Origin of the sequence: Halobacillus sp. BAB-2008 (genome assembly GCF_000328325.1) — a bacterium.
GTDB lineage: Bacteria > Bacillota > Bacilli > Bacillales > Halobacillaceae > Halobacillus.
Genome location: NZ_ANPF01000066.1, coordinates 44,366 through 69,690, shown reverse-complemented (window position 1 = coordinate 69,690; position 25,325 = coordinate 44,366). Strand labels below are relative to the sequence as shown.

General features: G+C 45.0%; 34 protein-coding genes. 23 read left to right on the top strand and 11 right to left on the bottom strand.

Annotated features, from left to right (window positions below; all coding sequences use genetic code 11):
* The first annotated feature begins 108 nt into the window (after nucleotides 1-108).
* From D479_RS14460 to D479_RS14430, 7 genes are all read left to right on the top strand, one after another.
* Nucleotides 109-738, top strand: a complete 630-nt coding sequence (locus tag D479_RS14460) for an O-methyltransferase (protein ID WP_008638369.1) — start codon at nucleotides 109-111, stop codon at nucleotides 736-738.
* A gap of 51 nt (nucleotides 739-789) precedes the next feature.
* Nucleotides 790-1,443, top strand: a complete 654-nt coding sequence (udk, locus tag D479_RS14455; RefSeq protein WP_008638367.1) for a uridine kinase — start codon at nucleotides 790-792, stop codon at nucleotides 1,441-1,443.
* 155 nt (nucleotides 1,444-1,598) lie between these two features.
* On the top strand, nucleotides 1,599-2,075 hold the full coding sequence (gene greA / locus D479_RS14450; protein WP_008638365.1) for a transcription elongation factor GreA: 477 nt from the start codon (nucleotides 1,599-1,601) through the stop codon (nucleotides 2,073-2,075).
* Between the two features lie 143 nt (nucleotides 2,076-2,218).
* A complete protein-coding gene (locus D479_RS14445) occupies nucleotides 2,219-2,509 on the top strand; it encodes a hypothetical protein (protein WP_008638364.1) in 291 nt (96 codons plus the stop codon).
* A 29-nt stretch (nucleotides 2,510-2,538) separates the two neighbouring features.
* Entirely contained in the window at nucleotides 2,539-2,880 is a 342-nt protein-coding gene (locus D479_RS14440) for a YrrS family protein (RefSeq protein WP_241210937.1), read from the top strand.
* Nucleotides 2,881-2,896: 16 nt separating this feature from the next.
* The gene (gene mtnN, locus D479_RS14435; RefSeq protein ID WP_008638360.1) at nucleotides 2,897-3,589 is read left to right on the top strand and encodes a 5'-methylthioadenosine/S-adenosylhomocysteine nucleosidase; all 693 of its coding nucleotides are present in this window, start codon (nucleotides 2,897-2,899) and stop codon (nucleotides 3,587-3,589) included.
* A gap of 68 nt (nucleotides 3,590-3,657) precedes the next feature.
* Complete coding sequence (locus D479_RS14430) at nucleotides 3,658-3,882, top strand: YrhC family protein (RefSeq protein ID WP_008638358.1); 225 nt, start codon at nucleotides 3,658-3,660, stop codon at nucleotides 3,880-3,882.
* A 39-nt stretch (nucleotides 3,883-3,921) separates the two neighbouring features.
* Here D479_RS14430 and sigK read toward each other — a convergent pair whose 3' ends face one another.
* From sigK to D479_RS20275, 8 genes are all read right to left on the bottom strand, one after another.
* Complete coding sequence (sigK, locus tag D479_RS14425; RefSeq protein ID WP_008638357.1) at nucleotides 3,922-4,632, bottom strand: RNA polymerase sporulation sigma factor SigK; 711 nt, start codon at nucleotides 4,630-4,632, stop codon at nucleotides 3,922-3,924.
* A 136-nt stretch (nucleotides 4,633-4,768) separates the two neighbouring features.
* Entirely contained in the window at nucleotides 4,769-5,155 is a 387-nt protein-coding gene (gene mnhG / locus D479_RS14420; protein WP_008638354.1) for a monovalent cation/H(+) antiporter subunit G, read from the bottom strand.
* Complete coding sequence (locus D479_RS14415) at nucleotides 5,136-5,447, bottom strand: Na(+)/H(+) antiporter subunit F1 (protein WP_008638352.1); 312 nt, start codon at nucleotides 5,445-5,447, stop codon at nucleotides 5,136-5,138. The genes mnhG and D479_RS14415 overlap by 20 nt, the downstream gene beginning before the upstream one ends.
* Entirely contained in the window at nucleotides 5,447-5,923 is a 477-nt protein-coding gene (locus D479_RS14410; RefSeq protein ID WP_008638349.1) for a Na+/H+ antiporter subunit E, read from the bottom strand. The genes D479_RS14415 and D479_RS14410 overlap by 1 nt, the downstream gene beginning before the upstream one ends.
* Nucleotides 5,924-5,929: 6 nt before the next feature.
* The gene (locus D479_RS14405) at nucleotides 5,930-7,414 is read right to left on the bottom strand and encodes a Na+/H+ antiporter subunit D (RefSeq protein WP_008638347.1); all 1,485 of its coding nucleotides are present in this window, start codon (nucleotides 7,412-7,414) and stop codon (nucleotides 5,930-5,932) included.
* The gene (locus D479_RS14400; RefSeq protein ID WP_008638344.1) at nucleotides 7,407-7,745 is read right to left on the bottom strand and encodes a Na(+)/H(+) antiporter subunit C; all 339 of its coding nucleotides are present in this window, start codon (nucleotides 7,743-7,745) and stop codon (nucleotides 7,407-7,409) included. Before D479_RS14400 ends, D479_RS14405 begins: the two co-directional genes overlap by 8 nt.
* A gap of 3 nt (nucleotides 7,746-7,748) precedes the next feature.
* Entirely contained in the window at nucleotides 7,749-10,082 is a 2,334-nt protein-coding gene (locus tag D479_RS14395; RefSeq protein WP_008638341.1) for a Na+/H+ antiporter subunit A, read from the bottom strand.
* A 267-nt stretch (nucleotides 10,083-10,349) separates the two neighbouring features.
* Nucleotides 10,350-10,502 carry a sporulation histidine kinase inhibitor Sda gene (locus D479_RS20275; RefSeq protein WP_081594838.1) on the bottom strand — a complete coding sequence of 51 codons (153 nt, stop codon included), beginning with the start codon at nucleotides 10,500-10,502 and terminating at the stop codon, nucleotides 10,350-10,352.
* A 342-nt stretch (nucleotides 10,503-10,844) separates the two neighbouring features.
* Here D479_RS20275 and D479_RS14390 point away from each other — a divergent pair, with 342 nt between their 5' ends.
* Genes D479_RS14390 through D479_RS14355 form a run of 8 tightly spaced genes read left to right on the top strand, consistent with a single transcriptional unit; the run spans nucleotide 10,845 to nucleotide 15,881 of the window.
* On the top strand, nucleotides 10,845-11,369 hold the full coding sequence (locus tag D479_RS14390) for a YqeG family HAD IIIA-type phosphatase (RefSeq protein ID WP_008638337.1): 525 nt from the start codon (nucleotides 10,845-10,847) through the stop codon (nucleotides 11,367-11,369).
* Complete coding sequence (gene yqeH / locus D479_RS14385; RefSeq protein WP_039871559.1) at nucleotides 11,366-12,469, top strand: ribosome biogenesis GTPase YqeH; 1,104 nt, start codon at nucleotides 11,366-11,368, stop codon at nucleotides 12,467-12,469. The genes D479_RS14390 and yqeH overlap by 4 nt, the downstream gene beginning before the upstream one ends.
* Before the next feature lie 11 nt (nucleotides 12,470-12,480).
* On the top strand, nucleotides 12,481-13,317 hold the full coding sequence (gene aroE, locus D479_RS14380; RefSeq protein WP_008638333.1) for a shikimate dehydrogenase: 837 nt from the start codon (nucleotides 12,481-12,483) through the stop codon (nucleotides 13,315-13,317).
* 1 nt (nucleotide 13,318) lies between these two features.
* The gene (yhbY, locus tag D479_RS14375; RefSeq protein ID WP_008638332.1) at nucleotides 13,319-13,609 is read left to right on the top strand and encodes a ribosome assembly RNA-binding protein YhbY; all 291 of its coding nucleotides are present in this window, start codon (nucleotides 13,319-13,321) and stop codon (nucleotides 13,607-13,609) included.
* A gap of 12 nt (nucleotides 13,610-13,621) precedes the next feature.
* On the top strand, nucleotides 13,622-14,194 hold the full coding sequence (locus D479_RS14370) for a nicotinate-nucleotide adenylyltransferase (RefSeq protein ID WP_008638329.1): 573 nt from the start codon (nucleotides 13,622-13,624) through the stop codon (nucleotides 14,192-14,194).
* On the top strand, nucleotides 14,178-14,738 hold the full coding sequence (gene yqeK, locus D479_RS14365) for a bis(5'-nucleosyl)-tetraphosphatase (symmetrical) YqeK (protein ID WP_008638327.1): 561 nt from the start codon (nucleotides 14,178-14,180) through the stop codon (nucleotides 14,736-14,738). The genes D479_RS14370 and yqeK overlap by 17 nt, the downstream gene beginning before the upstream one ends.
* 50 nt (nucleotides 14,739-14,788) lie before the next feature.
* Nucleotides 14,789-15,142, top strand: a complete 354-nt coding sequence (gene rsfS / locus D479_RS14360; protein WP_008638324.1) for a ribosome silencing factor — start codon at nucleotides 14,789-14,791, stop codon at nucleotides 15,140-15,142.
* A gap of 16 nt (nucleotides 15,143-15,158) precedes the next feature.
* Entirely contained in the window at nucleotides 15,159-15,881 is a 723-nt protein-coding gene (locus D479_RS14355) for a class I SAM-dependent methyltransferase (RefSeq protein ID WP_008638322.1), read from the top strand.
* Nucleotides 15,882-16,113: 232 nt separating this feature from the next.
* Here D479_RS14355 and comER read toward each other — a convergent pair whose 3' ends face one another.
* The gene (gene comER, locus D479_RS14350; RefSeq protein WP_008638321.1) at nucleotides 16,114-16,926 is read right to left on the bottom strand and encodes a late competence protein ComER; all 813 of its coding nucleotides are present in this window, start codon (nucleotides 16,924-16,926) and stop codon (nucleotides 16,114-16,116) included.
* Nucleotides 16,927-17,002: 76 nt separating this feature from the next.
* Here comER and D479_RS14345 point away from each other — a divergent pair, with 76 nt between their 5' ends.
* The 3 genes from D479_RS14345 (at nucleotide 17,003) to D479_RS14330 (ending at nucleotide 20,449) form a co-directional block, all read left to right on the top strand.
* Nucleotides 17,003-17,578, top strand: coding sequence for a helix-hairpin-helix domain-containing protein (locus D479_RS14345; RefSeq protein WP_008638319.1), 576 nt, complete (start codon nucleotides 17,003-17,005; stop codon nucleotides 17,576-17,578).
* Nucleotides 17,579-17,642: 64 nt separating this feature from the next.
* Complete coding sequence (locus tag D479_RS14340) at nucleotides 17,643-18,197, top strand: ComE operon protein 2 (RefSeq protein WP_008638315.1); 555 nt, start codon at nucleotides 17,643-17,645, stop codon at nucleotides 18,195-18,197.
* Complete coding sequence (locus D479_RS14330; RefSeq protein WP_161484899.1) at nucleotides 18,197-20,449, top strand: DNA internalization-related competence protein ComEC/Rec2; 2,253 nt, start codon at nucleotides 18,197-18,199, stop codon at nucleotides 20,447-20,449. Before D479_RS14340 ends, D479_RS14330 begins: the two co-directional genes overlap by 1 nt.
* A 40-nt stretch (nucleotides 20,450-20,489) precedes the next feature.
* Here D479_RS14330 and D479_RS20270 read toward each other — a convergent pair whose 3' ends face one another.
* Nucleotides 20,490-20,624: a YqzM family protein gene (locus D479_RS20270; protein WP_008638311.1), complete on the bottom strand. Its 135-nt coding sequence runs from the start codon at nucleotides 20,622-20,624 to the stop codon at nucleotides 20,490-20,492.
* Nucleotides 20,625-20,967: 343 nt separating this feature from the next.
* On the opposite strand from D479_RS20270, the gene holA (D479_RS21320) reads away from it, so the two are divergent.
* Both holA (D479_RS21320) and holA (D479_RS21315) read left to right on the top strand, forming a co-directional pair.
* Nucleotides 20,968-21,345 carry a DNA polymerase III subunit delta gene (gene holA / locus D479_RS21320; RefSeq protein ID WP_346773258.1) on the top strand — a complete coding sequence of 126 codons (378 nt, stop codon included), beginning with the start codon at nucleotides 20,968-20,970 and terminating at the stop codon, nucleotides 21,343-21,345.
* Complete coding sequence (gene holA / locus D479_RS21315; protein WP_346773259.1) at nucleotides 21,330-21,980, top strand: DNA polymerase III subunit delta; 651 nt, start codon at nucleotides 21,330-21,332, stop codon at nucleotides 21,978-21,980. Before holA (D479_RS21320) ends, holA (D479_RS21315) begins: the two co-directional genes overlap by 16 nt.
* Before the next feature lie 244 nt (nucleotides 21,981-22,224).
* Here the strand turns inward: holA (D479_RS21315) and rpsT are convergent, their stop codons facing one another.
* A complete protein-coding gene (gene rpsT / locus D479_RS14315; RefSeq protein ID WP_008638309.1) occupies nucleotides 22,225-22,485 on the bottom strand; it encodes a 30S ribosomal protein S20 in 261 nt (86 codons plus the stop codon).
* Nucleotides 22,486-22,646: 161 nt separating this feature from the next.
* Here rpsT and gpr point away from each other — a divergent pair, with 161 nt between their 5' ends.
* The 3 genes from gpr to D479_RS14300 all read left to right on the top strand — a co-directional run bounded on the left by gpr (nucleotide 22,647) and on the right by D479_RS14300 (nucleotide 25,280).
* Entirely contained in the window at nucleotides 22,647-23,738 is a 1,092-nt protein-coding gene (gene gpr, locus D479_RS14310) for a GPR endopeptidase (protein WP_008638302.1), read from the top strand.
* Between the two features lie 77 nt (nucleotides 23,739-23,815).
* Nucleotides 23,816-24,979, top strand: a complete 1,164-nt coding sequence (locus D479_RS14305; RefSeq protein WP_008638301.1) for a stage II sporulation protein P — start codon at nucleotides 23,816-23,818, stop codon at nucleotides 24,977-24,979.
* A 16-nt stretch (nucleotides 24,980-24,995) separates the two neighbouring features.
* On the top strand, nucleotides 24,996-25,280 hold the full coding sequence (locus D479_RS14300; protein ID WP_008638300.1) for a hypothetical protein: 285 nt from the start codon (nucleotides 24,996-24,998) through the stop codon (nucleotides 25,278-25,280).
* Nucleotides 25,281-25,325 lie beyond the last annotated feature (45 nt).

Sequence of the window (25,325 nt, the reverse complement as noted above, 5' to 3'; positions counted from 1 at the left end):
TAACCGGCCAGTGAATTTTTAGAAGGAATGACGGGAACACTCGCATTCCTTCTTTTTTTTGTGTTAAAATAGTGTGGTTGTAAAATTATTGTGAAGGGATGAAACTTGATGGAGCAAGAGCAATATTTACAATCATTGCTTTCAGAGCCTTCCAGACCTGTCAAAGAAATGGAAACGTATGCCAAGGAAAATCATGTTCCCATCATGGAGCCATTAGGTATTGAATTTCTCATGCAGCTCATACGGATCCAGAAACCAACAGCCATCCTGGAAATCGGAGCGGCGATCGGATATTCTGCGCTTAGAATGGTAGAAGCTAATCCGGACTGCACCGTTACGACGATCGAAAGGGATGAAGAACGTTATAACGAGGCACTGTCCAATATTCGCAACATGCATAAAGAAAATCAGATTCGCGTCATTCATGGAGATGCTTTGGACGTGAAAGAAGTGGTAAGCGGTCATGGACCATTCGATATGCTGTTCATCGACGCTGCGAAAGGGAAGTATGAGGAATTTTTCCATCTCTATTCCCCGTTAGTGAAGCAGGACGGAATGATCATTTCCGATAACGTCCTCTTTAAGGGATATGTAGCGGACGATACGGATGCCGGTCCGCGTATGGCAAAGATCGCACGCAAGATCCGCGGTTTCAATGAATGGCTGGTTCGTCATCCGGACTATCATACGACGATTGTTCCGATCGGGGACGGAGTAGCGATTACGAAGAAGAAATAAATAAAAGGTCATAGATATCCAAGGAATTGGATGAAAGGAGAAGCCAGAAGCATGCACGACAAACCAGTAGTTATCGGCGTTGCAGGAGGAACCGGGTCAGGTAAGACATCTGTCACCAAATCCATCATCCAGCGCTTTACGGACAAGACGTTATTGATGTTAGAACAAGATTATTATTATAAGGATCAGAGCCACCTTCCGTTTGAGGAACGGCTGGAGACGAACTATGACCACCCGCTGGCTTTCGACAATGATCTATTGATTGAACAATTGGAACAGTTGATTGATCAGAAGCCTGTGGAGAAGCCTGTATATGATTATACAAGACACACGAGGTCTGAAGAAACGATTCACGTAGACCCTAAGGAAGTCATAATCGTCGAAGGGATCCTGGTCCTGGAAGATGAGCGTTTAAGAGATATGATGGATATCAAAGTATTCGTTGATACGGACGCTGATGTACGCATTATCCGCCGTATGATGAGGGATATCAACGAGAGGGGCCGCACGCTCGATTCGGTCATCGACCAATATATTAACGTTGTACGCCCGATGCATCTGCAGTTTGTAGAACCGACGAAACGCTATGCGGACATCATTATCCCGGAAGGCGGACAGAACCACGTGGCGATTGATTTGATGGCTACGAAGATACAAACGGTGTTGTACGAAAAGGGACAAGCGGTAAGCAAAGAAAATAGTTGAAATACTGGCAGAAATCTGGCATAGTTTCAATAGTAGTTCTAAATCATCATGTCCTCGGGTAAAGTATAGTAATTTGCAAATGAGCGTACCGGTGTACTGCTCATTTCCTATATTAAGGACTATCATTTTTTCTTGTATTAAAGGAGTGTTCGACCATGGCAGAAGATAAAAGCTATTACATGACTGAAGAAGGTAAACAGAAGCTCGAAGATGAATTGGAGCACCTTCGCACGGAGCGTCGTAAAGAAGTAGTGGAACGCATCAAGATCGCCCGCGGATTCGGCGATTTGTCTGAGAACTCTGAGTACGATGCAGCGAAGGACGAGCAGGCTTTCGTTGAAGCCCGTATTACGCAGGTGGAGAACATGATCCGCAATGCTGTCATCATTGAAAACGATACTGAAAACCCGGATACGGTTACAATGGGTAAATCTGTTACATTCCAGGAACTTCCTGATGGTGAAGAAGAAACATACACGATCGTAGGTAGTGCAGAAGCAGATCCGTTTGAAGGGAAAATCTCCAACGATTCTCCTATGGCTCAAAGTCTGATCGGACATGTAGTAGGCGATCAGGTCAAAGTCGCTACACCAGGTGGAGAAATAGACGTGAAGATCGTTACCGTTAAATAATTCTATGAATCGTAAAGGCGGGGCTTATTCTCCCTGCCTTTTTTTCTACATTTCCCGGGCAATAGCAGGGAGGACCATGGAAGTATTGGTTGGCGCATTGACATCATGTATAATATACACGAGTCAAAAGGAGGAGAAGGACAATGTCAGAAAAACATACATCGAATTCCCGTTCATCGCGCAATGAGAAGAAGAGACGCAGCTTCAAGTGGGTCACGTGGTTATCAGGGGTAGGCGTCCTCGTTGTTGCCGTATTCATCTCGGTTATGGTATTCAGCACTAATGACGAACCCGGTAAAGCGAAAAGCACCGAGGCATCGTTAATTGAGAAAGCAAAGCAGGATAAAGAGCAATCCAGTAAGTCCAAAGACGATTCCAAACAGAAAGAAGAAAGCGAAGGCACACAAGTCTCACTCGAGGTTTTGAAGAGCTGAAGCCTATTGAGGATGAGGAAGGATTGAAAGTGGAAGAGAGTGAAGATCCTAACGTAGAACGTGTGGTAACGAAAGATTGGTCCTCTGTACCGACAGAGCAGGATACAGGCGGGAACCACAGCATAACCTATCAGGAAGGCTCTCAAGACTATGAAGAGTTGAAGCAGGCGATTAGAAAAGGGGTAGGACTTGCTGAAGACGATATCATCTATTGGTGGATCGGCAACGGCGGAGGTCCGAATAAAGCGGTCGCTACTGTATCGGATAAAAGTGAAACCGGCTATCTTCGTGTTTCTGTTGAATGGGTCGACGGCCAAGGCTATAAGCCGACGAAGCTGGAAGTGTTGAAAGAGAAAGAAATCAATCGTTAAAAGGGGAAGTTTAAATATGACTATCGGAATTATTGGAGCAATGGATGAAGAAATCGAACGCCTGCAGTCGGAAATGGAAGTGACTGCGGAGAAAGAAGTGGCTGGAAGTAAATATATCGAGGGTACGCTTTACGACGTGCCGGTGGTATTGCTGTTATCAGGGATAGGGAAGGTCAATGCAGCGGTGTCCGCTACGATTCTTCATGAGCAGTACGAAATAGACGCGGTTATAAACACAGGTTCGGCGGGCGGATTTGCCAAAGAGCTGGAGGTGGGGGACGTCGTCGTATCAACCTCCGTCACCCATCATGATGTCGATGTTACCGCTTTTGATTATGCGTACGGGCAGGTACCTGGAATGCCGGCTATGTTCGATGCCGATGAACAATTAATGGAGAAAGCGATGGAAGCCATTGCTAAGACGGATGCACGTGCAGCTAAAGGAATCATTGCTACAGGCGATTCTTTCATGCAGGATCCCGTCCGAGTGGATTTTGTAAGAGGGAAGTTCCCGGATATGATCGCAGCAGAGATGGAAGCAGCTGCCATTGCTCAGGTTTGTCATAAATACGGGACACCTTTTGTGGTCATCCGTGCGCTCTCGGATATTGCCGGCAAAGAATCATCAATTTCTTTCGATGAGTTCCTTCCGAAGGCGGCAGAAAACGCGGCACAAATGATTATGACGATGATCCAGTCTTATAAATAACAGTAATTTCCACCGACAAATGGATATGGATATGATACGATATCTATAGATCAGGAGGTGGAAGTTTTATGGAATCTACCGAATGGAAAAAGAAGATAGCCGACTATAAGCGGTTTATCATGACTTTACTGATATTCAGCAGTTATTTATATATTGGAACTTTAATCAGCCTTTATGAGTATGGAACGGCTACCTATATGTATCTGTACCCATTAATCGGCGCGGCGCTGATCACTGCCTTCCTCATGACTATGAAAATAAGAAAATGGCAGCGGCTGTCGGCAGATAAATAAAAGAACCGGGTTCCTCATTTGGGGACCCGGTTCTTTTATTTATTTCTTTCCTTGTTTACTCTGTTTATAGAATTCGTGGAATATCTTCATAAGGGCTCTCTTTTCAATGCGAGAGACATAACTTCTTGAGATGCCGAGTTCCTTTGCTATTTCCCTCTGAGTCTTTTCTTCCGTGGAATTTAATCCATAGCGGAAAATGATCACTTCTTTTTCCCGCTCATCGAGAATAGTAATGAAGTCCTTGATTTTCTCTAATTCCATATGAAGTTGGATTTCTTCGACGATATCCGTTACGTCCGCCTGCAGGATATCGAGTAAATTAAGCTCATTACCCTCTTTGTCGTGTCCTATGGGATCTTGAAGGGAAACGTCCTTATTTGTCTTTTTCGTCGATCTGAGGTGCATTAGAATCTCATTTTCGATACATCTCGCAGCATAGGTGGCGAGTTTCGTTCCTTTGCCTGTCGAATAGCTTTCGATTCCTTTGATAAGGCCGATCGTTCCAATAGAAATTAAATCTTCGAAATCCTCTTTCGTGTTTTCGAATTTTTTAACGATATGAGCAACGAGACGAAGGTTATGTTCGATTAGTTTGTTCCTTGCCTCATGACTGCCTTCCTGCATCAATTTCAACTGCTCCGCTTCTTCTTCGGAGGACAGCGGGTTCGGAAAGGCCTGGTTCTTAACGTAGGACATGAAGAAGAGGGACTCTTTAAAAAAGTATAGGATAGAAGCGATCAGACTGCTCACAGGATGCACCTCCTCGTGGATTAGGCAAACGCCTATCACATACTTATGTGCCTGTGGGAAGGTCTGTGCTTGTACCCCTTAAAATATAGTTGTCATGATAAAGAAAATCCCCCAGCGATATTCGCTGGGGGAGCTTTTATTTATCCGGCATCTGCCGCTTTTGTTCTTCCTTCAAAACTTCAGCGTATTCATCTTTAATGCTGTTTTCCCATAAAGGGACGCCGCTGCGGTAAGCAGCACGTGAAATCATATGTCCGGAAACCGGTGCGCTCAACAGTACGAATACGATGCCGAGCAGTAATTTTCCACTTACGATGTCGTGTTCCACATACAGGAAAAGAAATGCTCCGATCATAATACCTGCCACACCCAGAGTCGAACTCTTCGTGGCCGCATGCAGCCTTGTATATACGTCCGGAAATCTTAAAATACCGATGGATCCCGATATGAGGAAGAAAGCACCGCTGAGCAGTGAAAGGCAGATGATGATGTCAAATATGATGTTAATCCATGTCCCGCTCAATGATAACACCCTTTTCTAGGAATTTCGCCAGGGCAACCGTACCTATAAACAGCAGGATCCCAATCAATAAGACGACATCATTAAATTTGGTTGTCACAAGCAGGATGGCGAGTAATCCTGCCAATGCCATCAAGTTGATGCCTATAATATCAAGCGCAACCGCCCTGTCTGGGTTCGTAGGACCGGTGATGGCACGATAAAGGAGCATGATGACGGAAACGGCAACGGCGATAATAGCAATGGTTGCCGAAATATCCACGAGGGTTTTTGTGAAACTTGCTACGCTGTCCATTATCTCGTCACCTCCAAGATCATACGTTCAAATGTCTCTTTAATATCATTCACAGACTTCTCAACGTCCGGCATATCCATTGCATGGATATAAATTTTTGTATGGTCTTCGCTCACGATGACCGACAGGGTACCGGGTGTCAGGGATATTAAATTAGCCAGCAGCGTAATTTCAAAATTTGTCTTGACATCTACCGGCAGCGCGAAAATCCCTGGTTGAACATTCAGCTTGGGCTTGTACACGTGTTTGACGATATCAATGTTAGATAAAATCAATTCTCTTATGAATAAGAGGATGAGCTGAAGGAACTTCCAGGCACGTTTCATGTAGAAAGAATCAGGGATGAACCTTCGCAGAACGAACAATAAAACGATACCGAGAATATATCCAACAAGAAAGGAAGAGAAATTGTACGTTTCACTAAGGAACATCCACATGATAGCAATAATGATGTTTATAACGATTTGTAAAGGCATCAGCTTCTACTCCTTTAACACAGAATCAATATAGATTTGCGGATCCATCAAATACTGGGCGATGGACTGGATCGTCGGGTAGAATAATTCTGCACCGACTCCCAAAAGAACGGATAGAGTAAGCAGACCGGCGGCCGGCCAAGCCATACGTGTGCCTTTCTTTTTACGTTCAGGAATTGGAATATCTGTTTTTTCTCCCCAAAAACCACGAATGAAAATGCGGATCATGGAGAAGAGGATCATCAAACTGGAAAGCAGAGCGATGATCACGATTCCGATTTCTTCCTCTGCAAGCCCTCCGCGCAGCAGCTGAAGTTTACCGATAAAGCCGCTGAACGGTGGGATACCCGCAAGTACAAGAGTAGCGACAAAAAATAACCAGCCGAGGACAGGGTAGTGGTGAATCAATCCTCCCATTTTTCTGAGGTCGGAAGTTCCTGCTACGTAAACCACAGCGCCGACAAGGAGGAAGAGTACACTCTTGATGATCATATCATGAACCAGATAGTACACCGTTCCGCTGATGGAAACTTCCGTGAAGATTCCAATGCCCATTAACATAAATCCAACAGCAGGAATGATGTTATAGGCGACAATCAATTTAACATTGTTCGTGGAGAGCGCTCCGACCACTCCGAAAATCATCGTCAAGCCTGCGAGGATGATAAACAGGGAGTGGGTAAGCTGAACTTCCTGATTAAACATCAAAGTGAATGTTCGTAGGATCGAATAGATTCCGACTTTTGTAAGCAATGCACCGAAAAGGGCAGATACTACAGGATTGGGTGAAATATAAGGTCTTGGCAGCCAATAGTAAAGAGGGAATACAGCTGCCTTCGTTGCGAAAACGAAGAAAAGCAGGATCCCGATTGTCGTCAAGATTCCATCCTGATTCACTTCCTGTACACGCTCTGCTATTTGAGCCATGTTTACGGTTCCGACAACAGAGTAAAGGAAAGAGATGGTCGTAACGAACAACATGGAAGAAAACAGGTTGATCAATACATACTTAATGGATTCACGAAGCTGAGCTTTTCCATTTCCTAAAACAATGAGGCCGTAAGACGCCATCAACAGTACTTCAAAGAATACGAAGAGGTTGAACAAGTCACCTGTAAGAAAAGCCCCGCTGACGCCTGCAATCAGCATAAAGAAGAATGTATAGAAGTAAAAGGATTCTTCTTTCTCAGAGAGTGACTGCGGGGCGAAAAATACGCACGCGACAGCGACGACGTTCGTTGTTAAAACAAGGGTCATGGATAACAGGTCGCCGACGAGTACAATTCCGAACGGCGCCTGCCAATCCCCTAGTTCAAGAACGAGAGTGCCGTTGCTTTTTACCTGCCAGAAGGCGTAGATGACGACAGCAAGATTAAAGACAGCGAATAGTTTAGATATGTTCCTGGCAAGTGCTGTCTTTTTGTGGATGAATGCGACGATAATGCCGGCTAAAAGCGGCAGGATGATAGGTAGTACAGCTAAGTTACTCATAATCGTTACCCCTCAATTGCTCCATATTATCGGTGCCGTTGATCTTAGCGGCCCGATAAGCTAATACGAGTAGTAGACTTGTGACACCGAAGCTTATGACGATGGATGTCAAAATTAATGCTTGCGGCAGCGGATCTGCATAATTTTCTACTCCTTCGGTCAACACCGGTGGAGCCCCGCGTTTCAGTTCACCCATGGTTAGGATGAAGAGGTGGGCTCCGTGTGAAATCAGTGCGGTCCCGATAATGATGCGCAACAGTTGTTTTTGAAGGAGGTTATAGATTCCTGTTGCGAATAATAGTCCGGCAAGTACGGCCATGATGAGTTCCATCTATTACTCCTCCCCCTTATCTTTTCTAAATCGGATTAATGCGAAAATCGCCATTGCAGCAATGCCTAATACGACCACTTCGAATAATGTATCCAGTCCACGGAAGTCGACAAGAATGACGTTGACAATGTTGTCTCCCCCGCCCAGCTTATAGGAGTTATCGACGAAGTATTGAGAAATGGTTTCGAACCACTTACTGCTGTGGGAACTGATGGCAACCATCGTCATCATCGCTCCGAATCCGATGGAAATGATTAAATTCAATACTTTCGTACTTAATGCATCGTCTTTCTTCTTAAGCTTCGGAAGATGGTAGAAGACGAGCAGGAAGAGAGCTACTGTTACCGTCTCTACGATAAGCTGGGTCAAAGCAAGGTCTGGAGCACGGTAAAGGACAAACAGCATAGCTAACCCGTAACCGACGACACCAAGAATGAGAATCGCTGCTATCCGGTTATTCGTTAGCGCCGTTCCAAGCGCGGCAATGACCATTGTTACAGCGACGAGAATTTCGGGCGCTGTGATGTCGGCCAGGTTGGAGGTGTCGATGGAGAATCCTCCTGTAATAGCCATCATGACAAACGTTACAATAATGATCGCTGATAGGATCAGACGTACGTATCTTCCCAAAGATCCGTTCATGTATCCTTTTGTAACTGTAGTGGAGTAGCTCTCTAAACGAGCGACTGCTCCATCATAAACTTTATTTGCACTCAGTACCCCTGGAAGGAAGCGGTACACCGGCTGCCATACTTTGATGGACAGTGCTAAAATCGTACCGAATACGACAACGGCAAGAGACATAATGAATGGTGGAATCAAGCCGTGCCAGAAGTAAATCTCTTTCTCGATGGCTGTTCCTTTCACTGCTTCTGCAGCATGGGCGATAAACGATTCATTAATCAGCCCCGGAAACAGACCAATAATGATGACGCCAGCTACGAGAATGAATGGTGATACAAGCATCCCGACCGGTGCTTCGTGCGGCTTTTTAGGAAGCTCCTCTAGTTTCGCCTTGCCACGGAATGTTCCGAAGAAGAAATACATGGAATAGACGAAGGTGAATATGCTTCCGAAAACTGCCAAATAAGGGATAACCATCTGGAGGAATCCTGCAAAACCTGTCGTTGCAGCTTCCAGTTCCAAGGAAGCATCGAAAAACATTTCTTTACTATAGAATCCGTTTAAAAACGGTAAAGGAACACCGGCCATGGAGAAGGATGCAAATACGGCAAGCGTTGCGGTCATCGGCAGGTAGGTCATCAAGCCGCCAAGTTTCCGAATGTCCCTTGTACCGGTTTCGTGGTCTACGATACCGGCAATCATAAATAGACTTCCTTTAAATGTCGCGTGGTTTAAAATATGGAATACCGCTGCGAATACGGCTACTTTCGTACCAAATCCGAGCATAGCCATAATCATACCGAGCTGGCTGATCGTGGAGAAGGCCAGAATACCCTTCAAGTCTGTCTGTCTTACAGCCATATAAGATCCCCAGCACAAAGTTACAATACCCGCTGTGGATACGATAATGAAAAACCACTCATTGGCAGAAAGCATCGGTGAATACCGTGCCACCAAGTAAATACCTGCCTTAACCATCGTAGCGGAGTGCAGGTAGGCACTGACAGGTGTCGGCGCTTCCATCGCATCCGGGAGCCAGATGTGGAAAGGGAACTGAGCGGATTTAGTAAAGGCGCCCAAAAGAAGCAATACTAAAATCAGCGGAAAAAATTCGCTGTTCAAAATCAGATCCTGCTGCTCGATCATTCCGCGAATACTCGTCGTATTCGTAAGTATCGTCATGAACACAAGCGCACCCAGCAGGCTTAACCCCCCGAATACAGTGATCAGCATGGATTTTAATGCACCGTATCTGGACTCTTTCTTAAAGTTCCAGAAACCGATCAACAAGAATGAGGAAAGCGATGTGAATTCCCAGAAACTGTAGAGGGCGAACACGTTATCCGAAAGGACAACTCCAAGCATCGATCCCATAAAGATTAGAAAGTACACATAAAAATGACCCAGTTGCTCCGTCTTGCTTAAGTAGAAGATGGAATAGAAAGCAACCAGGGAACCGATACCACTAATCAAAAGTACGAAGAGCAGACTCAGTCCATCCAGATGGAAGACCATATTCATATCAAGCGATGGTATCCAGCTGTACTCCGAAATAACAGGTTCAAAACCTGATCCGATATAACGGATGAAGAAGATGAAGATGAGGACAGGCACGATTGTTACGAAATAGCCTGTGTGGATTTTGTCTTTCCATTTACTGAGAAATGGAATGAAAATAGCAATGATAAAAGGCAATAATACAGCCACCAGCATGTGGTTTGTTCCTCCCTTGACATATGTTTCATCTATCAAATGATTTGGATGATCGTAACAAAGTATTCACTCAATTGTAATCAAAAAAAGCAGGTTTGTTCAACTCTCGTATATCGGGCGTTGTGAATGGACGCATGGTTTTATTATTCCCTCTTAAATAAGAAGAGAGTCATCATTTCGTAAATAAAAATTCATAAAAAAAAACCCGTCCTTTGATGGGATCGAGTTTAAAATCAATGGGATTTTCCTTTATCTGCCTCGTTGATGTTAACCTACTTGGGATATTTGCTTTCTGAGGCGGTGGTTGAGGGACCGTTTTTTCATTTCTGCTTCAATTTGTTGTATGAATTCTTCTGAGAGATTGAGTTCAATGGCTTTGTGGTAAGATTGTATGAGTAGGGAATCAGATAACTGTTTCATACCGCTGTCACACATGTGACAGTCACCTCCCGAATGAGTAGATGGCTCGACGAGTCATTTTTAATGTATTCTTACCTTACCATGACCTCAAAATCGCCACAATATGGAAGTTATCTACAAGAAAATGTAGATAACTTTTGAACACGTCTGCACAAATGAGTGATAACAAAGAAGTAACTGTGTGGAAACTGTGTATAAACTTATCCACAGCCTGAAGTTGTCAGTATTTGTCGAACGATTTTTGTTCTTTACAAGAGTCTTTTTGAAACATGACGAATTTTTGTATATGATGGTGAAGGACTATTTTTTGCCGTTGTATAAGAGATGGAGTGAGTATGTGATATGTTAAAGAATTTTTTGCCGGGCGAGCACGTTGCGAGCGTCTTTGATATCGATCCAGTCGAATTGAAGAACAAAGGGATAAAAGGAGTCATTACAGATCTGGATAATACCTTGGTTGCATGGGATGTACCGGATGCCACAGAGGACATCAGAAACTGGTTCCAAATGATGAGAGATCATGGAATTCAGGTAATGATCGCCTCCAATAATAAGGAAGCGCGTGTGAAATTGTTTTCGGAACCTTTGGATGCAGAATTTATTTACAGTGCCAGAAAACCACTGTCCAAAGCCTTCCGTAAAGCTTGTAAACGAATGGGATTGAAAAAGGACGAAGTCGTTGTCATCGGAGATCAGCTGCTTACGGATGTACTGGGCGGTAATTCAGCCGGTCTTCATACCATTTTGGTAGTACCGATCGTTGAAACAGACGGCTTCTTCACGAGGTTTAATCGAAAAATTGAGCGGAGAATCCTTAATTGGATGAGAAGAAAAGGAAAAATTACTTGGGACAGGAGAGATACATGATGGCGGTGATACAATGCCAGGGTTGCGGAGTAGAGATACAGACAACAAATCCGGCAGAAGCAGGCTATGCGCCTGCTTCTGCCCTTGAGAGGGAAGACATCATCTGTAAACGATGCTTCCGCCTCAAACATTACAATGAAGTGCAGGACGTTCCATATCAGGATGATGATTTTCTGGAAATGCTTAATCAAATAAGCGCAACAGACGGATTAATTGTCCAGCTTGTTGATATCTTCGACTTTAACGGAAGCTTTATTCCAGGATTGAAACGTCTGACGGGTAACAATCCGGTTCTGCTTGTTGGTAATAAGATGGATGTCCTTCCAAAGTCGGTCAACCACGGTAAGGTTAAACATTGGTTGAAGCGGTCGGCAAGAGAGAATGGTTTGGAAGTCGAAGATGTTTATCTAATTTCCGCGGAGAAAAACGAAGGCATAGAGACCCTCTCAGCGGCAATCGACCGTTACCGAAATGGCGGAGATGTTTATGTGGTCGGAACGACGAACGTTGGTAAATCGACGTTTATTAATACATTGATCTCAAATACATCTGGAGTGAAAGACGCTATTACAACTTCTTATTTCCCTGGCACAACACTCGGCTTTATTGATATTCCTCTGGATAATGACAGTTCACTCTATGATACGCCTGGTGTCATCCACCGTCATCAAATGGCCCATTATGTATCAGATAAGGATCTAAAGTTAATTACACCGCGTAAAGAAGTTAAGCCGAAGGTGTACCAATTAAACGAAGAGCAGACATTGTTCATTGGTGGACTTGCCAGACTTGACTTTGAGGCCGGCTCCAGAAGTTCATTTATATGTTACGTTTCCAATGAACTCTCCATCCATAGGACAAAGTTGGAAAAGGCTGATGATTTGTATCAGAACCATCTGGGAGAGCTGCTTTCTCCACCAGATGCTGCAACGAAGGAAAAACTCCCGCCGTTAAAAGGGCACACATTAAAGATCAAAGAGGATAAGACGGATATCGTCTTTTCAGGTCTTGGATGGATAACCGTTCCTGAAGGCGGAGTGACCGTTCAGGCGTATGCTCCTGAGGGTGTGAAGGTATCTTTACGAGAGTCTTTGATATAGGAGGGGTTCCTTTGTTGAACTTAGGATTGATTGGACATCCGGTCGGACACTCTTTGTCGCCTTGGATTCATAACCAGCTTATGCAACAACAAGGTTTAAACGGGGAATATAAACTTTATGATATAGATCCGGAACAATTTGATGAGCGAATGGCATGGCTGAAGACGCAAAATCTTGACGGGTTTAATGTAACCGTTCCTTATAAAGAGAAAATAATAGCACACCTGGACGGCTTGGACACGAGCGCCCGCCACCTTGGAGCGGTCAACACAGTAAAGTGTACGGAAGAGGGCTGGATCGGATATAACACAGACGGAATCGGATTCGTCTATTCTTTGAAGCAGCGCTATCCTGATTTATTCAACGGCAGTGCAAAAGCTCTTCTTCTCGGGAGCGGCGGCGCAGCGCGTGGTATATTCGAAGCGTTAATACGCGAAGGGATACGGGAGGTCAACGTATCTAACCGTACCGTAGAACGCGCGGAGAAACTGATCAAGGAGCTGCCGTTTGATGGGAAAGCAGATGCTGTTACTTTAGCGGACGCAGAGCAGACACTCGGCATGTATGATCTGGTTATCCAGACAACTACTGTAGGAATGAGTCCTGAGGAAGACAGCCTTATAATAGCTATGGAACGCTTGACAAAAGGGACGGTTGTGAGCGATATTGTTTATCGTCCTATGAAGACGAAACTGCTGGCAGAAGCAGATAAGAGGGGAGCTCGTCTCCATTTTGGCCATGAAATGCTTTTGCAGCAAGCAGTTTATGCATTTTCCATTTGGACAGGGACCAGTCCCGAGTCCAAGCTGCTGCTTCAAGAGTTCGAACAAAAGTTGAAAGGGGTATAGAATGTTAACAAGTAAACAGAAAAAGCATCTGAGAACAATATCTCATCCGATTCAGCCTATTTTTCAAGTAGGTAAAGCGGGTGTTAATGAAAATATGACCGTTCAAATCAGTGAAGCGCTGGAGAAACGGGAGTTAATTAAAGTGAGTATTCTCCAAAACTGCTTTGAGGATAATCGTCAGGTGGCTGACGAAATTGTAGAAGCAACAGGAGCTGAGCTCGTTCAAATGATTGGAAACACGATTATTTTGTATAAAGAATCCGAAGAAAACAAACAAATCGAACTACCTTAAAGGAGTTTAGATATGAAGAGGATTGGAATACTCGGCGGAACCTTCGATCCACCCCACCTCGGACACTTAACGATGGCCGAGTATGTGTATGAAGAAATGGACCTCGACGAGGTTTGGTTCATGCCTTCTTATATTCCACCGCACAAGGAAGAGGCTTCTACGGATGCCGATAAGCGGGTGGCCATGGTGGAACGTGCCATCAGCGGCCATCCGGACTTCCGAGTGTGTGATATTGAAAGAAAGCGGGAAGGCACGTCTTATACAGTCGATACCATGCGTGATTTAAAGCGGCTGTATCCGGAAGTCATTTTCTATTTCATTATCGGCGGAGACATGGTAGAACATCTGCCGAAGTGGAACAGGATTGAGGAGTTGGTGGATATCGTCCAGTTTGTAGGGGTGAACCGCCCTGGGTATGAACGCAGCCATGAAATACCCGTCGAATTCGTCGATATCCCATCTGTAGACATTTCTTCGACTGTGATCAGGGAGAGGGTCGCTGCCGGAAAGAGTATCCGCTATATAGTCCCCGAATCCGTCACACAATACATGAAGGAGTATGGTCTATATGAAACTGACTCGTGAACAAGCGCTGGCATATGTGAAACCGTATTTAAAGCCGGAGCGGTATGAACACACAGTAAGGGTGGCGGACACTGCGATTGAGCTTGCTTCCCGTTTCGGAGTGGATAAATCGCAGGCGGAGCTTGCTGCAGCCCTCCACGATTATGCAAAGTATATGCCCAGAAACTTGATGGAGCGCTGGATTAAGCAGGACAGGCGCCTGCCGAAAGACCTGCTGCATTACCACCACGAATTGTGGCACGGACCTGTAGGGGCATTGATGCTGGAACAGGAGCTGGGACTCGAAGATGAGGCGGTTCTTTCGGCGATCACTTACCATACCACAGGAAAGAAACACATGTCTCCATTAGACAAGGTCGTATTTCTGGCTGATTATATAGAACCTGGCCGTAACTTCCCCGGGGTTGATGAAGTGCGGGAAATTGCAGAAACTAATCTGGAGCAAGCATGTGCCCTTGCCTTGAAGAATACCATCGTATTTCTAATTAGTAAGGAAAGGACCGTTTATCCGGACACGTTTCATGCATATAATGATTTAATCTAACTTTTATTCTTAAAGGATAAAAGTTATGGAGGATTAAGGGAGGAAACTCATTGGAAAGCAAAGAACTAGTGACACTGGCCGCACAGGCCTGTGACGAAAAAAGAGCAAACGACATTGTCGTACTAGATATGGCCGAAGTATCGCTGATTGCCGATTATTTTCTGATCTGTGAGGGATCAAATGAACGTCAAGTGCAGGCGATTGCAAGGGAATTGAAAAACCAGGCCGAAGAGCAAGGGATCGAAGTGAAAAGAATGGAAGGTTTTGAGCAGGCGCGTTGGATACTGGTGGATCTGAATGACGTTGTTTGTCACATTTTCCACAAAGATGAACGCCACTATTATAACCTCGAAAGACTATGGGGAGATGCGGATACTGTTCCTGTAGAAGGGATCGGCAGTTAAAGTGAGCTATAGGGAGATGGCGCAAGTATATGATCGTCTGATGGAGGATGCTCCTTATGACCGCTGGGTTGAATTCACGGATCGTATGCTGAAGAAATTCCATCCGAAAGCTGCAGCCATTATTGACCTGGGTTGTGGAACCGGTGAAATCACCCATCGCCTTCACAAACGTGGATACCATATGACAGGCATCGATCTTTCTTCCGATATGCTGACTATTGCTCAGCAAAAGGATCCAAAGGCTCCGATTGCCTGGCATAGGCAGGATATGACATCCTTGAGTGGCTTCCATGCTGCAGATTGTATCATCAGTTACTGTGATGTTATCAACTACGTAACAGAAGAGGATGCGGTAAAGGATTCTTTCCGCCATATTCACGAAGCTCTTGGTAAGGGTGGTCTATTCTTGTTTGATGTTCATTCTATAGAGCATATTCAACAAGACCTTTTAGGTGCCACATTTGCCGAAGTGTATGACGATTTATCTTATGTATGGTTTTGTGATCCTGGTGAAAAAGAGAACAGCTTCGTCCATGATTTGACGTTCTTCGTTCAGACGAATGGTTTGTATAATCGTTTTGATGAAGTTCACTACCAACAGGGGTACCAGACAGAAGATTTGGCAACCTGGCTCAAAGATGCAGGCTTTCTTTTGAAAGGCATTTATGCCGACTTTCGTGAACAGCCTTCACAAGAAGGAGATAGGCTTCTGTTCGTTTGTCAAAAGGAAAGCAAATGATATCTATAGGAGGGACTCCTCTAAATGGGGCCCATTCCACTGAGGCATCTGCCTTAATAAGTTTTAGCTGAGGCGTTTTTTCTGAAAAAAAAACGTTCTATGTGAAGCAAGCTAAGTCTGTTGATCATATATGATTGGAAGTTGAAGTTGCTCCACAGCCTGCAAAGAGTCCGATTTTTAGTCGGACTCTTTTTTTTTGCAGGAAACAGGCAGCTTTTGTCGAATACGTTATTTAGCTTAAATCAATTGTTGCTTTATCCTCTTTATGCTTCTTCTGGGTTGCTTCAAACATCTTTTGAAACAAAGGACCTATATTGTCTTCCAACGCCTGAAGTCCTTCTCCGGTAACTCCGCCCTTCACGGTCACTTTGGCCATCAGCTCTTCAAGGGTCATCACCTTTTGGGAGAGCAGCTCTCCAAGTCCCACCACCATTTCTTCGGTCAATGCCGTCGCTTTATCTTCCGGCAGGCCGGCAACTTCTCCTGCTGCCTTAATCCAATTACTAAGTAAATAACTGATGAAGGCTGGACCGCACGAAACGATATCGGAAGAGACTCTGATATGTTCTTCTTGGATATCTATCGGCGTGGAAATGTTTTCAAATAATTTTTCTAACAGAGCACGGTTGGATGCTGTCACTCTGTCGCTGAATGTGAACAGACTTACTCCTGCCAGTGCGTGATTTGTGATCGAAGGGACGATTCTTGCGACCTGACACGGAGTCACCTCTTCCAGCTGTGAAACAGAGACCGGGCTTGTAATGGAAATGAGGCATTGCTGTTCGCTCCATCCTGCTTTTAAGGCATCCAACACATCCTTGTAGTTATGCGGTTTCACACAAAGGAATACGATATCGCTGTTCTTCTGAAGGGCCGCTAAATTTTCCGCCACCTGAATGGTTGGGAATTGATCTTTTAATGCGTCCGCTTTTGCCGGCGTCCGGTTGAATATGGTAATGTCTTTTTCTGCGACCGCACCACTTCTAATAAAACTGGTTACCAGCAGATTTCCCATGTTTCCAGTTCCGATGATTCCTATATTCAAATGGAATCCCTCCCTTTATCCTTATCTAATTATCCATATTCTCCAAAATCAAATATATGAAAGGAGGTCCACTGCCATGACCAAATGGAAAAGGTACCTATGGCTGGGAGCCCCTCTCTTGATCATTCTTCTTCTTTACTGGCGGGAATCTACGTCACCTACACCGGCAGCGGTAGAGAAAGTGGAAGCTAAACACGAAGAGGAAGCAGAGGCGAAGCAAGAAGAGACTGCAACGTTCCGTGTGGATGTAAAGGGAGAAGTGAGCAAGCCGGGCGTATATGTCGTCCGCCCGGGAATGCGGGTGGACGATGTAATTCGTGAGGCGGGCGGTATGACGGAATTTGCAGACCCGCTTCAGGTGAATTTAGCACAGATCCTCCAGGACGAGATGGTCGTTTTGGTACCGAGTGCTGCTGAAGAAGCGGCCGTACCCGGTCCGAGTGCTTCAGCGGTGGGAGAGAAGCTGGCCGTCAATCAAGCGACTGCGGCGGAAATGGAGACACTACCGGGAATTGGTCCTTCTAAGGCTGAGGCGATCATCCAATACAGGGAAGAGAACGGCCCCTTTGCATCTGTTGATGATCTAGTGAATGTACCCGGGATAGGAGAGAAGACCCTTGAGAATATGAGGGACAGTATAAGGGCTCCTTGATCGTTTGACGACCGGTGTTTCGGGAGAGTAAACTGAAGGAGAATAAATAGGAGGAGTACATAAAATGGAACGGATTACTTGGAATCAATATTTCATGTCCCAGAGTTACTTGCTGAAGTCTCGAAGCACTTGTCAGCGGCTCGCCGTCGGGGCAGTCATTGTTAGAGATAAACGAATGATCGCAGGAGGATATAACGGCAGCGTCTCAGGCGGTGTCCATTGTATCGATGAAGGGTGCTATGTGGTGGACGGCCATTGTGTACGTACCATTCATGCAGAAATGAACGCCCTTCTTCAATGTGCCAAGTTCGGTGTTGCAACGGAAAATGCAGAAATTTACGTCACTCACTTTCCGTGCCTTCACTGTACAAAAGCCATCATTCAAGCTGGTATTCAAGCTGTGTATTATAGTGAAGACTATAAGAATGATCCTTATGCGGTCGAAATGCTTCAGCAGGCAGGTGTACGCATTCAGAAAGTCGCTATTGAACGGGAGCCGATGCACGTGGAGCATCAACAGCTCATGGTTGAACTTCTCGACAAACTGGAACATTATGAAGATCCTGACGTCCAACATTTGAGAAAAAAGGCGGACGAACTCTTCCGTTATTCTGAATGATGTGGAAGGGGATATGGCATGTCCCCGTCCTGGCCTTCGTGCTTGGCGGGGTAACTGCTATACAAAGCATCGCGATTCAACTTGTAATGGGTTTCCTTGTTGTGGTGTGGCTGTTCATCCATAGAAAACAAACCTACTGGTGTTTTATCCTCGCCTCTTTTTTTATCCTCGGCTGGTCCTACCTCCCTCTCCATGAGTCTCCTCCCTTTGAAACGGAAAAAGCGCGGAGTTTTCAAGGGACGCTCTCCTCAAATAGAACAGAAACGAGCCATACCTATCAGACAATAATTAAAACTTCCGATGGTACCGGATTTATTCTCCGTCTGTTTAAAGAGGAGGAAGGGCCTGTACCTGATTGGCCGCATGGAGCCTCGTGTGTTGGTGTCGGTGATGTTGAACAAATAGAAGGAGCTAGAAATCCCGGTAATTTTGATTATAAGAATTACATGGCTTCCAAAGGGATATATCAACAAATCACACTTGCCTCGCCTAGTGATCTGGAGTGTGAAGGGCGATCTTTTCTCAGTTATTTGTTTGAATTCAGAAAAAATATGATGGATGCTTTAGAGGAGCAGGTAGAACCTTCGTTATATCCTTGGATGAGGGCGCTTCTCTTCGGGGATTCAGGGGAGCTTCCGGAGGATACCTTGTTCTGGTTTCGGAAATTTAACCTCGCTCATGTTCTCGCGATTTCCGGTCTGCATGTCGGATTGACCGTCGGGGGCATGTATCTCGTTCTTTTCCGAAGCGGGGTGGCAACACGACGTCAAGCCTCTCTGTTCCTTATGTTCTTCCTGCCTTTCTATATCGTTTTTGCTGGATCGGCGCCTTCGGTCATCCGAGCAGGATCGATGGCACTCGTTCTTCTTCTTTTTTCCTTTTTAAAAATACGGATTCCGTTATCAGACCTCCTGTCCGTGACGGCGTTCGTTCTTCTTCTCCTTAATCCTTCCTACTTCCACCATATCGGTTTTCAATTTTCCTTTCTGGTTACATTCAGTCTCATTCTGTCGTTGCCCATTCTTAAACAATACTCGAATGCTGTTCTCCAATCAGCCGTTATCAGCCTCATCAGTCAATTATCGATCCTATCCCTTCAAGTACACTACTTCTACGAATTCCAGCCGCTCTCCTTATTTGTGAATACCGTCTTGGTTCCCTACTTCTCTTTTGTATTTATTCCACTTCTTTTTCTCGTCTTTGCCTGCAGTTTTCTGCTGCCGCAAACAGCTGGACCCTTCTCTTCTTTTGTCTTTCAGTTGCATGAAAACGTTATGGACGTGTCCAAAGGAGTGACTTTCTATATGGATATCCCCTGGGTAATCGGTGCTGTTCCTTCTTCTGTGATCCTGCTCTATAGCACATGCTTCATCCTTATGGTTATATGCTGGTCGAAAAAGAAACGGATTACAGCCTTTCTGGCTGCTTGTGGAGCGGTGGGCGTGCTGATGATATACAGTGCGATTCCTTATTTCTCTGACAAGGGTGCTGTAACCATGCTGGATGTCGGCCAGGGGGACTCTTTTATCATAGAGCTTCCCTACAGAAGCGGTGTATTGATGATTGATGCAGCTGGTCCGCCGACTTTTCAAAAAGCAGGGGATGAAACAGCCAAGCAGATTATCCTGCCTTTTCTTAAATCCCGGGGCATCCATCAGCTGGATGCGTTGATTGTTACTCATGAGGATCAGGATCATAGTGGTAGTGTTTTCCCGTTGTTTCGAGAAATGCAGATTGGACAGCTTGTGGTCAGTCCTTTTTATGAGGGGGAGACGATAGCTGATAAGACAGAGGTGATAGAAGCGGGTGACGTGTTGGAAATCGGATCGTATCGTTTTGAAGTGCTTCACCCGAATGAGGATCAGAACGATGCGAATCATAACTCTTTAGTTCTTGCTTCCGAAATGGGTGGTAAGCGGTGGCTTTTTACAGGAGATGTTCCGCTGGAGGTAGAGGACGAAATTCTGTCCGGTCATCCCGATATTCATACGGACGTATTGAAAGTTGGTCATCATGGAAGTCGTACATCTACTTCCGAATCCTTTCTAGAACAACTATCCGTGGAATATGCATGGATTTCCGTCGGACGGAATAATCGCTACGGCCATCCCCATGAGGAAGTGACGCAGAGGCTGGAGGAGAGAGGAACGGTGATCTTCCGTACGGACCTTCATGGAGCGGTAAGCTATATTTTTTCCGGGCAAAGTGGAACATTTAGGACCTATCTTCCGTATAATGCGAGCAGAGAATAAAAAAAGACTGCCGTTACAGCAGCCTTCCTGACACAAATGGTCATTGTCCGAGGATGGAAAATACCACACCTATGAAGAAGATGACGAAGAAGAAAACAAAGGAAAACACAAACCCTAATCCAGAATCAATGACGTCGTTCGTCTTAGATTGTATGTCGTTCTTAAATTCGTTCATTGTTACCCCTCCTCTTATCTACATCCAGTATAGTCCAAGATAAGGAAAAAATCTACATTCCTTGAAAACAGTCAAGAATCATTCCCACAGCTAGCAAGACTTGTCACAGATAATTCTTTTGGAAGCGGTCAAACTAAACGCAAGAGAGGAACAACATCGTCCTCTTCAAAAGCGCCCGGGGCTTTTGGAATGGCGTTTATATAGATGGAACATACGGCGATACGGTTCACTGTTTTGACAGATGTCCGAAACGGGCATAAAATGGTGACACCGGCACCCGACAGGGGTCGCCGTATCTTTTTTTCATGGAAATGGAAACATAAAAGGAAGGTTAGCCACTATTATGGTCAAAGTAAAACAATCACAGGTATATTTATTATATGGAGAAGAATCCTACCTCATTCAGGAATATAAGAATAAAATCATTGGACAGACACTGAAAAAGGAAGATCAGGAATTCAATATTTCGCAATACGATCTGGAAGAGACACCGATTGAGGATGCGGTCACAGATGCAGAAACGTTTCCTTTCCTCGGAGACGGCAAAGTTGTCATTGCCAATCATCCCGGATTTCTAAAGGCAAAACCGGATAAACTGCCTTTTGAACATGATGTGGATACGCTGTTGTCCTATATTGAAAACCCCGCGGATTACTCGGTGTTGATCTTGATTGCTCCTTATGAAAAACTGGATGAACGTAAAAAATCTTTAAGCAGCTGAAGAAGCACGGCGAGGTTATCTCTTGTCAGCCAGTTAAAGAGTGGGACATGGATAAATGGATTCAAACACTAGCCGGGGAATTACATATTACCGTACCGGAATCGATCCACGAGCTTTTCACACAGGAAATCGGAGCAAATTTGATGGCGCTGCGAATGGAAATGGAGAAGCTCGCATTGAATGTCGGGGAGGGCGGCGTCGTAACCAAAGAATTGGCGGAAGAGCTCTTATCCCACAGTGCCGAAGCATCAGGATTAAAGCTGGTGGATGCGGTAATGGAACGAGACCTTGGAAGGGCGATCCGTATTTATAAGGATTTGGAGAAGTTGAACGAGGAGCCTATTGCATTGACGGCGCTTCTTGCTTCCCAGTTTCGGATCATCAACCAGGCAAAAGTATTGAAGCAGAAAGGATACGCCCAAAACCAAATGAAATCTTACATCAAGGCGCATCCATATGTACTTAAAATGGCTTTGAAGCGGGAGAAGTTCTTCACAAATGAGGAATTAAATCAAATAATGGAGCAGCTTGCGGAAACGGATCATACGCTTAAACAGGGAATGATGGACAAATCTCTGGCCTTTGAGATGCTCCTATATAAGATGATTAACATCAAACAAGGTCATGCTGTATAAAATAGGGGAAATTGTGATTAAGGGGAAAGGCAGCCGTCTCCGGGAAATGGTTGCATCGTATAGCTGTTACAGCTTTGCTGAAGCGGGAGATCTTTATTTATGTGGTAGGAGTTAAAAAAATCACTGGTTCTCTTAAATATGTAGTTTGAAGAAGCCCTCCCGGAATACCGGGAGGGCTTCTTCATGAGAAAAACGATCCGTTCATAAGAAGGATCGTTTGTGTTGGTCATAAATAACAAATTAATTATAATGCGTTAACTAATTTAGTTAGGCGAGATTTCTTACGGTTTCCTGTGTTTTTATGAAGGGCACCGCGTTGCACTGCTTTGTCAATTTTCTTGACAGCTGTAGGAAGTGCTGTTTTCGCGTTGTCAGTATCTTTCGCTTGTACAAGCGTTTCAACACGCTTGACAGCAGTACGCATGTCAGATTTGAAAGCTGCGTTCAAAGCACGAGCATCGCTGTTAACACGTACACGTTTTTTCGCTGATTTAATGTTAGGCATAGTTTCACCTCCTAGGTAAAAACAAAAAGACTCATTCATATCGAACAAGAGACATTTTACCAGAGCGGGACGTGCTTTTCAATACTTATATGCATCTGTTGGAGGATTTGCATAGGATCCCGTCCATTGGGAGAACATGGATATAAGGAGGTTGAAGCGTAATGGATGAACAAATACCTTATACACTGCGTACCGATTTAGCTTTGGAAGCCCACGAAATGAACGTAGATAATGACCCCTCATCGACGGATGATGATGGTGTTCAGGTCAAAGAAGAAGAAGCGGATGATATTAAAATCACCTACGTCACCATTGATCAAAAAGGAGCGGATCGAATCGGAAAGAAAGCAGGGCACTACGTCACCCTTGAATCGCTGGCGATTCGTAAGCAGGATACGGCTATGCAGGTGCGCCTGGCTAAGACGCTTTCTGCCCAGATCAGACAACTGCTCCTTGAATGCGGCATTAGTGAAATGGACAGAGGTTTAATTGTCGGTCTTGGCAACCATAATGTCACGCCGGATGCTCTCGGACCGCTTGTCACAGAGGAGGTGCTCGTAACGAGTCATCTGTTCGAACTTCATCCCGAAACGGTTTCTGAAGGATACAGACCTGTTTCAGCCGTTACACCGGGAGTCATGGGTGTGACCGGGATCGAAACGAGTGATATGGTACACGGAATCATTGAAGAAATTAAACCGGATTTCGTGCTGGTCATTGATGCTCTCGCATCCAGATCCATTAACCGAATCAATGCTACCATCCAATTATCTGATACGGGTATTCATCCGGGTTCCGGTGTAGGAAACAAACGAAAGGAAATCAGTAAGGAAACGTACGGTATTCCTGTCTTATCTATTGGTGTACCAACCGTTGTGGACGCGGTTACCATCACAAACGATACGATTGATTATGTATTGAAACATTTCGGAAGAGAATGGAAAGAGAAAGACAGACCTTCTAACGCTTTGTCCCCTGCAATGAATCCATTCGAGAGAAAATCGCTGACGGACGAAGACCATCCGAATGAAGAACAGAGCAAAGCACTCCTCGGCATGTTTGGAGAGCTGGAGCATGAAGAGAAAAAGCAGTTGATTAAAGAAGTTCTAACCCCTCTTGGTCACAACTTGATGGTCACTCCGAAAGAGGTGGACAGTTTCATTGTGGACATGGCTCACGTCATTGCCACCGGTATCAACGGCGCCCTCCATGCCGGGATAGAGGATGGAGAAGCAGAATCTTTTTCCAGATAAATTCAATAGAGACAGGTTCTATTAAATCCCTCTCATTCATACCATCTACTAGATAGAGTATGAGGAGAGGATTTTTAATGTCTCAATACCCGAAGAAGTGGAAAGGGAAAGAACCGGGCTATATGAAACAGGTAACAAGGTGGACGATCGTCTCCATCACGGTCTTGATTTTACTCTTTATTGGTATTGGAATTCTGACAGGAGCGAAGACGACTTACCGTTTGTATTCCGATACAATCCAGGAATGGACGACTAAGTTGGAAGGGAGTTCTTTTCTTTATCTATTTGAGATGGAGAACAAATCGTATAAAGAAGCGCACCCGGAAGGGAACAGGATTCCCGGGCTTGGAACCCTTTCTTTTCAATTGTTCACCAGTCTTACTCCTAACGATCCACGCAGCCTGCTCGGAAGAGAGATACCCGGCCTGTCTTCTTATAACAGTCAGATTATCATAGCGGGGGAAGGAACCGATTTTTCTAACCTGCCGATCGAATCCGAGCCGCCGGATGAAGTGAAGGAACGGGGCGAAGAAGGTGTGGTCGAGGAGGATCAAGGAAAGGACCAGCAGCAGGAAGAACAGGAGGAAACCCCGGTAGGCGAAGATAAGGTTTACATCTATCATACGCATAATACAGAGTCTTTCTATCCTCACCTGCCTGATGAATCAACCAGCTACGATGGCAAAGTCAACATTACACTGATCGGAGACAGGCTTGGAGAGAGCCTTGAAAAACAAGGGATTGGCACCATAGTAGATAAAACGGACGTTGCAGCAATAAGAAGTGAAAAAGGGTTGGAGTATTATCAATCTTACGATGCTGTCCGCCCTGTAGTCGAAGAAGCCATCAGTCAAAATGACGGACTCACGTACCTCTTCGACCTTCACAGGGACAGTATCGGAGGGGAGCATACGACAACAACGATCGAAGGGAAAAAATACGCAAGGTTCGCTTTCGTGATCGGGGCCGAACACCCAAATTATGAACAGAACTTGAAATTTGCCTCCGCCCTCCACCAACGCCTTGAGAAGGAGTATCCGGGAATCAGCCGTGGTGTTATTACGAAAAAGGGATCAGGTGTTGACGGGGTGTATAACCAGGACCTTAATCCAAACGCTATTTTAATTGAGTTTGGAGGGGTGGATAATCACTTGGAGGAATTATACCGTTCTGCGGATATTCTGGCAGAGGTATTCGGTGAATATTATTTCGAAGATCAGAAAGTGGACACACCATCTTGAACAAGGAGGTCCTAGTGTGAAGGCGATATTGGCTGTGATCTTGATAGCTGCTTCCTTCTTGTTCGGGGCTTTGACAGGGATCGATCGTAACAATCTTAAGGAACCGGAAGAGAAAATCGTAACCAGTGAGCAGGCAGAATCGGCGTCCGCCGTCTCTTCTGCCGGGCTCTCCTGTGAAGTCGGTCCCCAAGAGACGGATATTCCTTGGATTGCCAAACTTGCAGGAGCTATAGGGGAGGGTGTAGCGATTTGTTTCCATGCTGTCATTCTTGTTTTTTCAGGAATCATTCAAAGCGGTTAGCTCTTTAAAAGGGGACAGCTTTATGGTTTAGATTGAATAATGCCC

Coding starts and splice junctions, on each gene's coding strand:
- D479_RS14460 (WP_008638369.1), top strand. CDS start 109: ATGGAGCAAGAGCAATATTTACAATCATTGCTTTCAGAGCCTTCCAGA.
- udk (WP_008638367.1), top strand. CDS start 790: ATGCACGACAAACCAGTAGTTATCGGCGTTGCAGGAGGAACCGGGTCA.
- greA (WP_008638365.1), top strand. CDS start 1,599: ATGGCAGAAGATAAAAGCTATTACATGACTGAAGAAGGTAAACAGAAG.
- D479_RS14445 (WP_008638364.1), top strand. CDS start 2,219: ATGTCAGAAAAACATACATCGAATTCCCGTTCATCGCGCAATGAGAAG.
- mtnN (WP_008638360.1), top strand. CDS start 2,897: ATGACTATCGGAATTATTGGAGCAATGGATGAAGAAATCGAACGCCTG.
- D479_RS14430 (WP_008638358.1), top strand. CDS start 3,658: ATGGAATCTACCGAATGGAAAAAGAAGATAGCCGACTATAAGCGGTTT.
- D479_RS14415 (WP_008638352.1), bottom strand. CDS start 5,447: ATGGACAGCGTAGCAAGTTTCACAAAAACCCTCGTGGATATTTCGGCA.
- D479_RS14410 (WP_008638349.1), bottom strand. CDS start 5,923: ATGCCTTTACAAATCGTTATAAACATCATTATTGCTATCATGTGGATG.
- D479_RS14405 (WP_008638347.1), bottom strand. CDS start 7,414: ATGAGTAACTTAGCTGTACTACCTATCATCCTGCCGCTTTTAGCCGGC.
- D479_RS14400 (WP_008638344.1), bottom strand. CDS start 7,745: ATGGAACTCATCATGGCCGTACTTGCCGGACTATTATTCGCAACAGGA.
- D479_RS14395 (WP_008638341.1), bottom strand. CDS start 10,082: ATGCTGGTGGCTGTATTATTGCCTTTTATCATTGCTATTTTCATTCCA.
- D479_RS20275 (WP_081594838.1), bottom strand. CDS start 10,502: ATGAAACAGTTATCTGATTCCCTACTCATACAATCTTACCACAAAGCC.
- D479_RS14390 (WP_008638337.1), top strand. CDS start 10,845: ATGTTAAAGAATTTTTTGCCGGGCGAGCACGTTGCGAGCGTCTTTGAT.
- yqeH (WP_039871559.1), top strand. CDS start 11,366: ATGATGGCGGTGATACAATGCCAGGGTTGCGGAGTAGAGATACAGACA.
- yhbY (WP_008638332.1), top strand. CDS start 13,319: ATGTTAACAAGTAAACAGAAAAAGCATCTGAGAACAATATCTCATCCG.
- D479_RS14370 (WP_008638329.1), top strand. CDS start 13,622: ATGAAGAGGATTGGAATACTCGGCGGAACCTTCGATCCACCCCACCTC.
- yqeK (WP_008638327.1), top strand. CDS start 14,178: ATGAAACTGACTCGTGAACAAGCGCTGGCATATGTGAAACCGTATTTA.
- D479_RS14355 (WP_008638322.1), top strand. CDS start 15,159: ATGGCGCAAGTATATGATCGTCTGATGGAGGATGCTCCTTATGACCGC.
- D479_RS14345 (WP_008638319.1), top strand. CDS start 17,003: ATGACCAAATGGAAAAGGTACCTATGGCTGGGAGCCCCTCTCTTGATC.
- D479_RS14340 (WP_008638315.1), top strand. CDS start 17,643: ATGGAACGGATTACTTGGAATCAATATTTCATGTCCCAGAGTTACTTG.
- D479_RS14330 (WP_161484899.1), top strand. CDS start 18,197: ATGTGGAAGGGGATATGGCATGTCCCCGTCCTGGCCTTCGTGCTTGGC.
- D479_RS20270 (WP_008638311.1), bottom strand. CDS start 20,624: ATGAACGAATTTAAGAACGACATACAATCTAAGACGAACGACGTCATT.
- holA (WP_346773258.1), top strand. CDS start 20,968: ATGGTCAAAGTAAAACAATCACAGGTATATTTATTATATGGAGAAGAA.
- rpsT (WP_008638309.1), bottom strand. CDS start 22,485: ATGCCTAACATTAAATCAGCGAAAAAACGTGTACGTGTTAACAGCGAT.
- gpr (WP_008638302.1), top strand. CDS start 22,647: ATGGATGAACAAATACCTTATACACTGCGTACCGATTTAGCTTTGGAA.
- D479_RS14305 (WP_008638301.1), top strand. CDS start 23,816: ATGTCTCAATACCCGAAGAAGTGGAAAGGGAAAGAACCGGGCTATATG.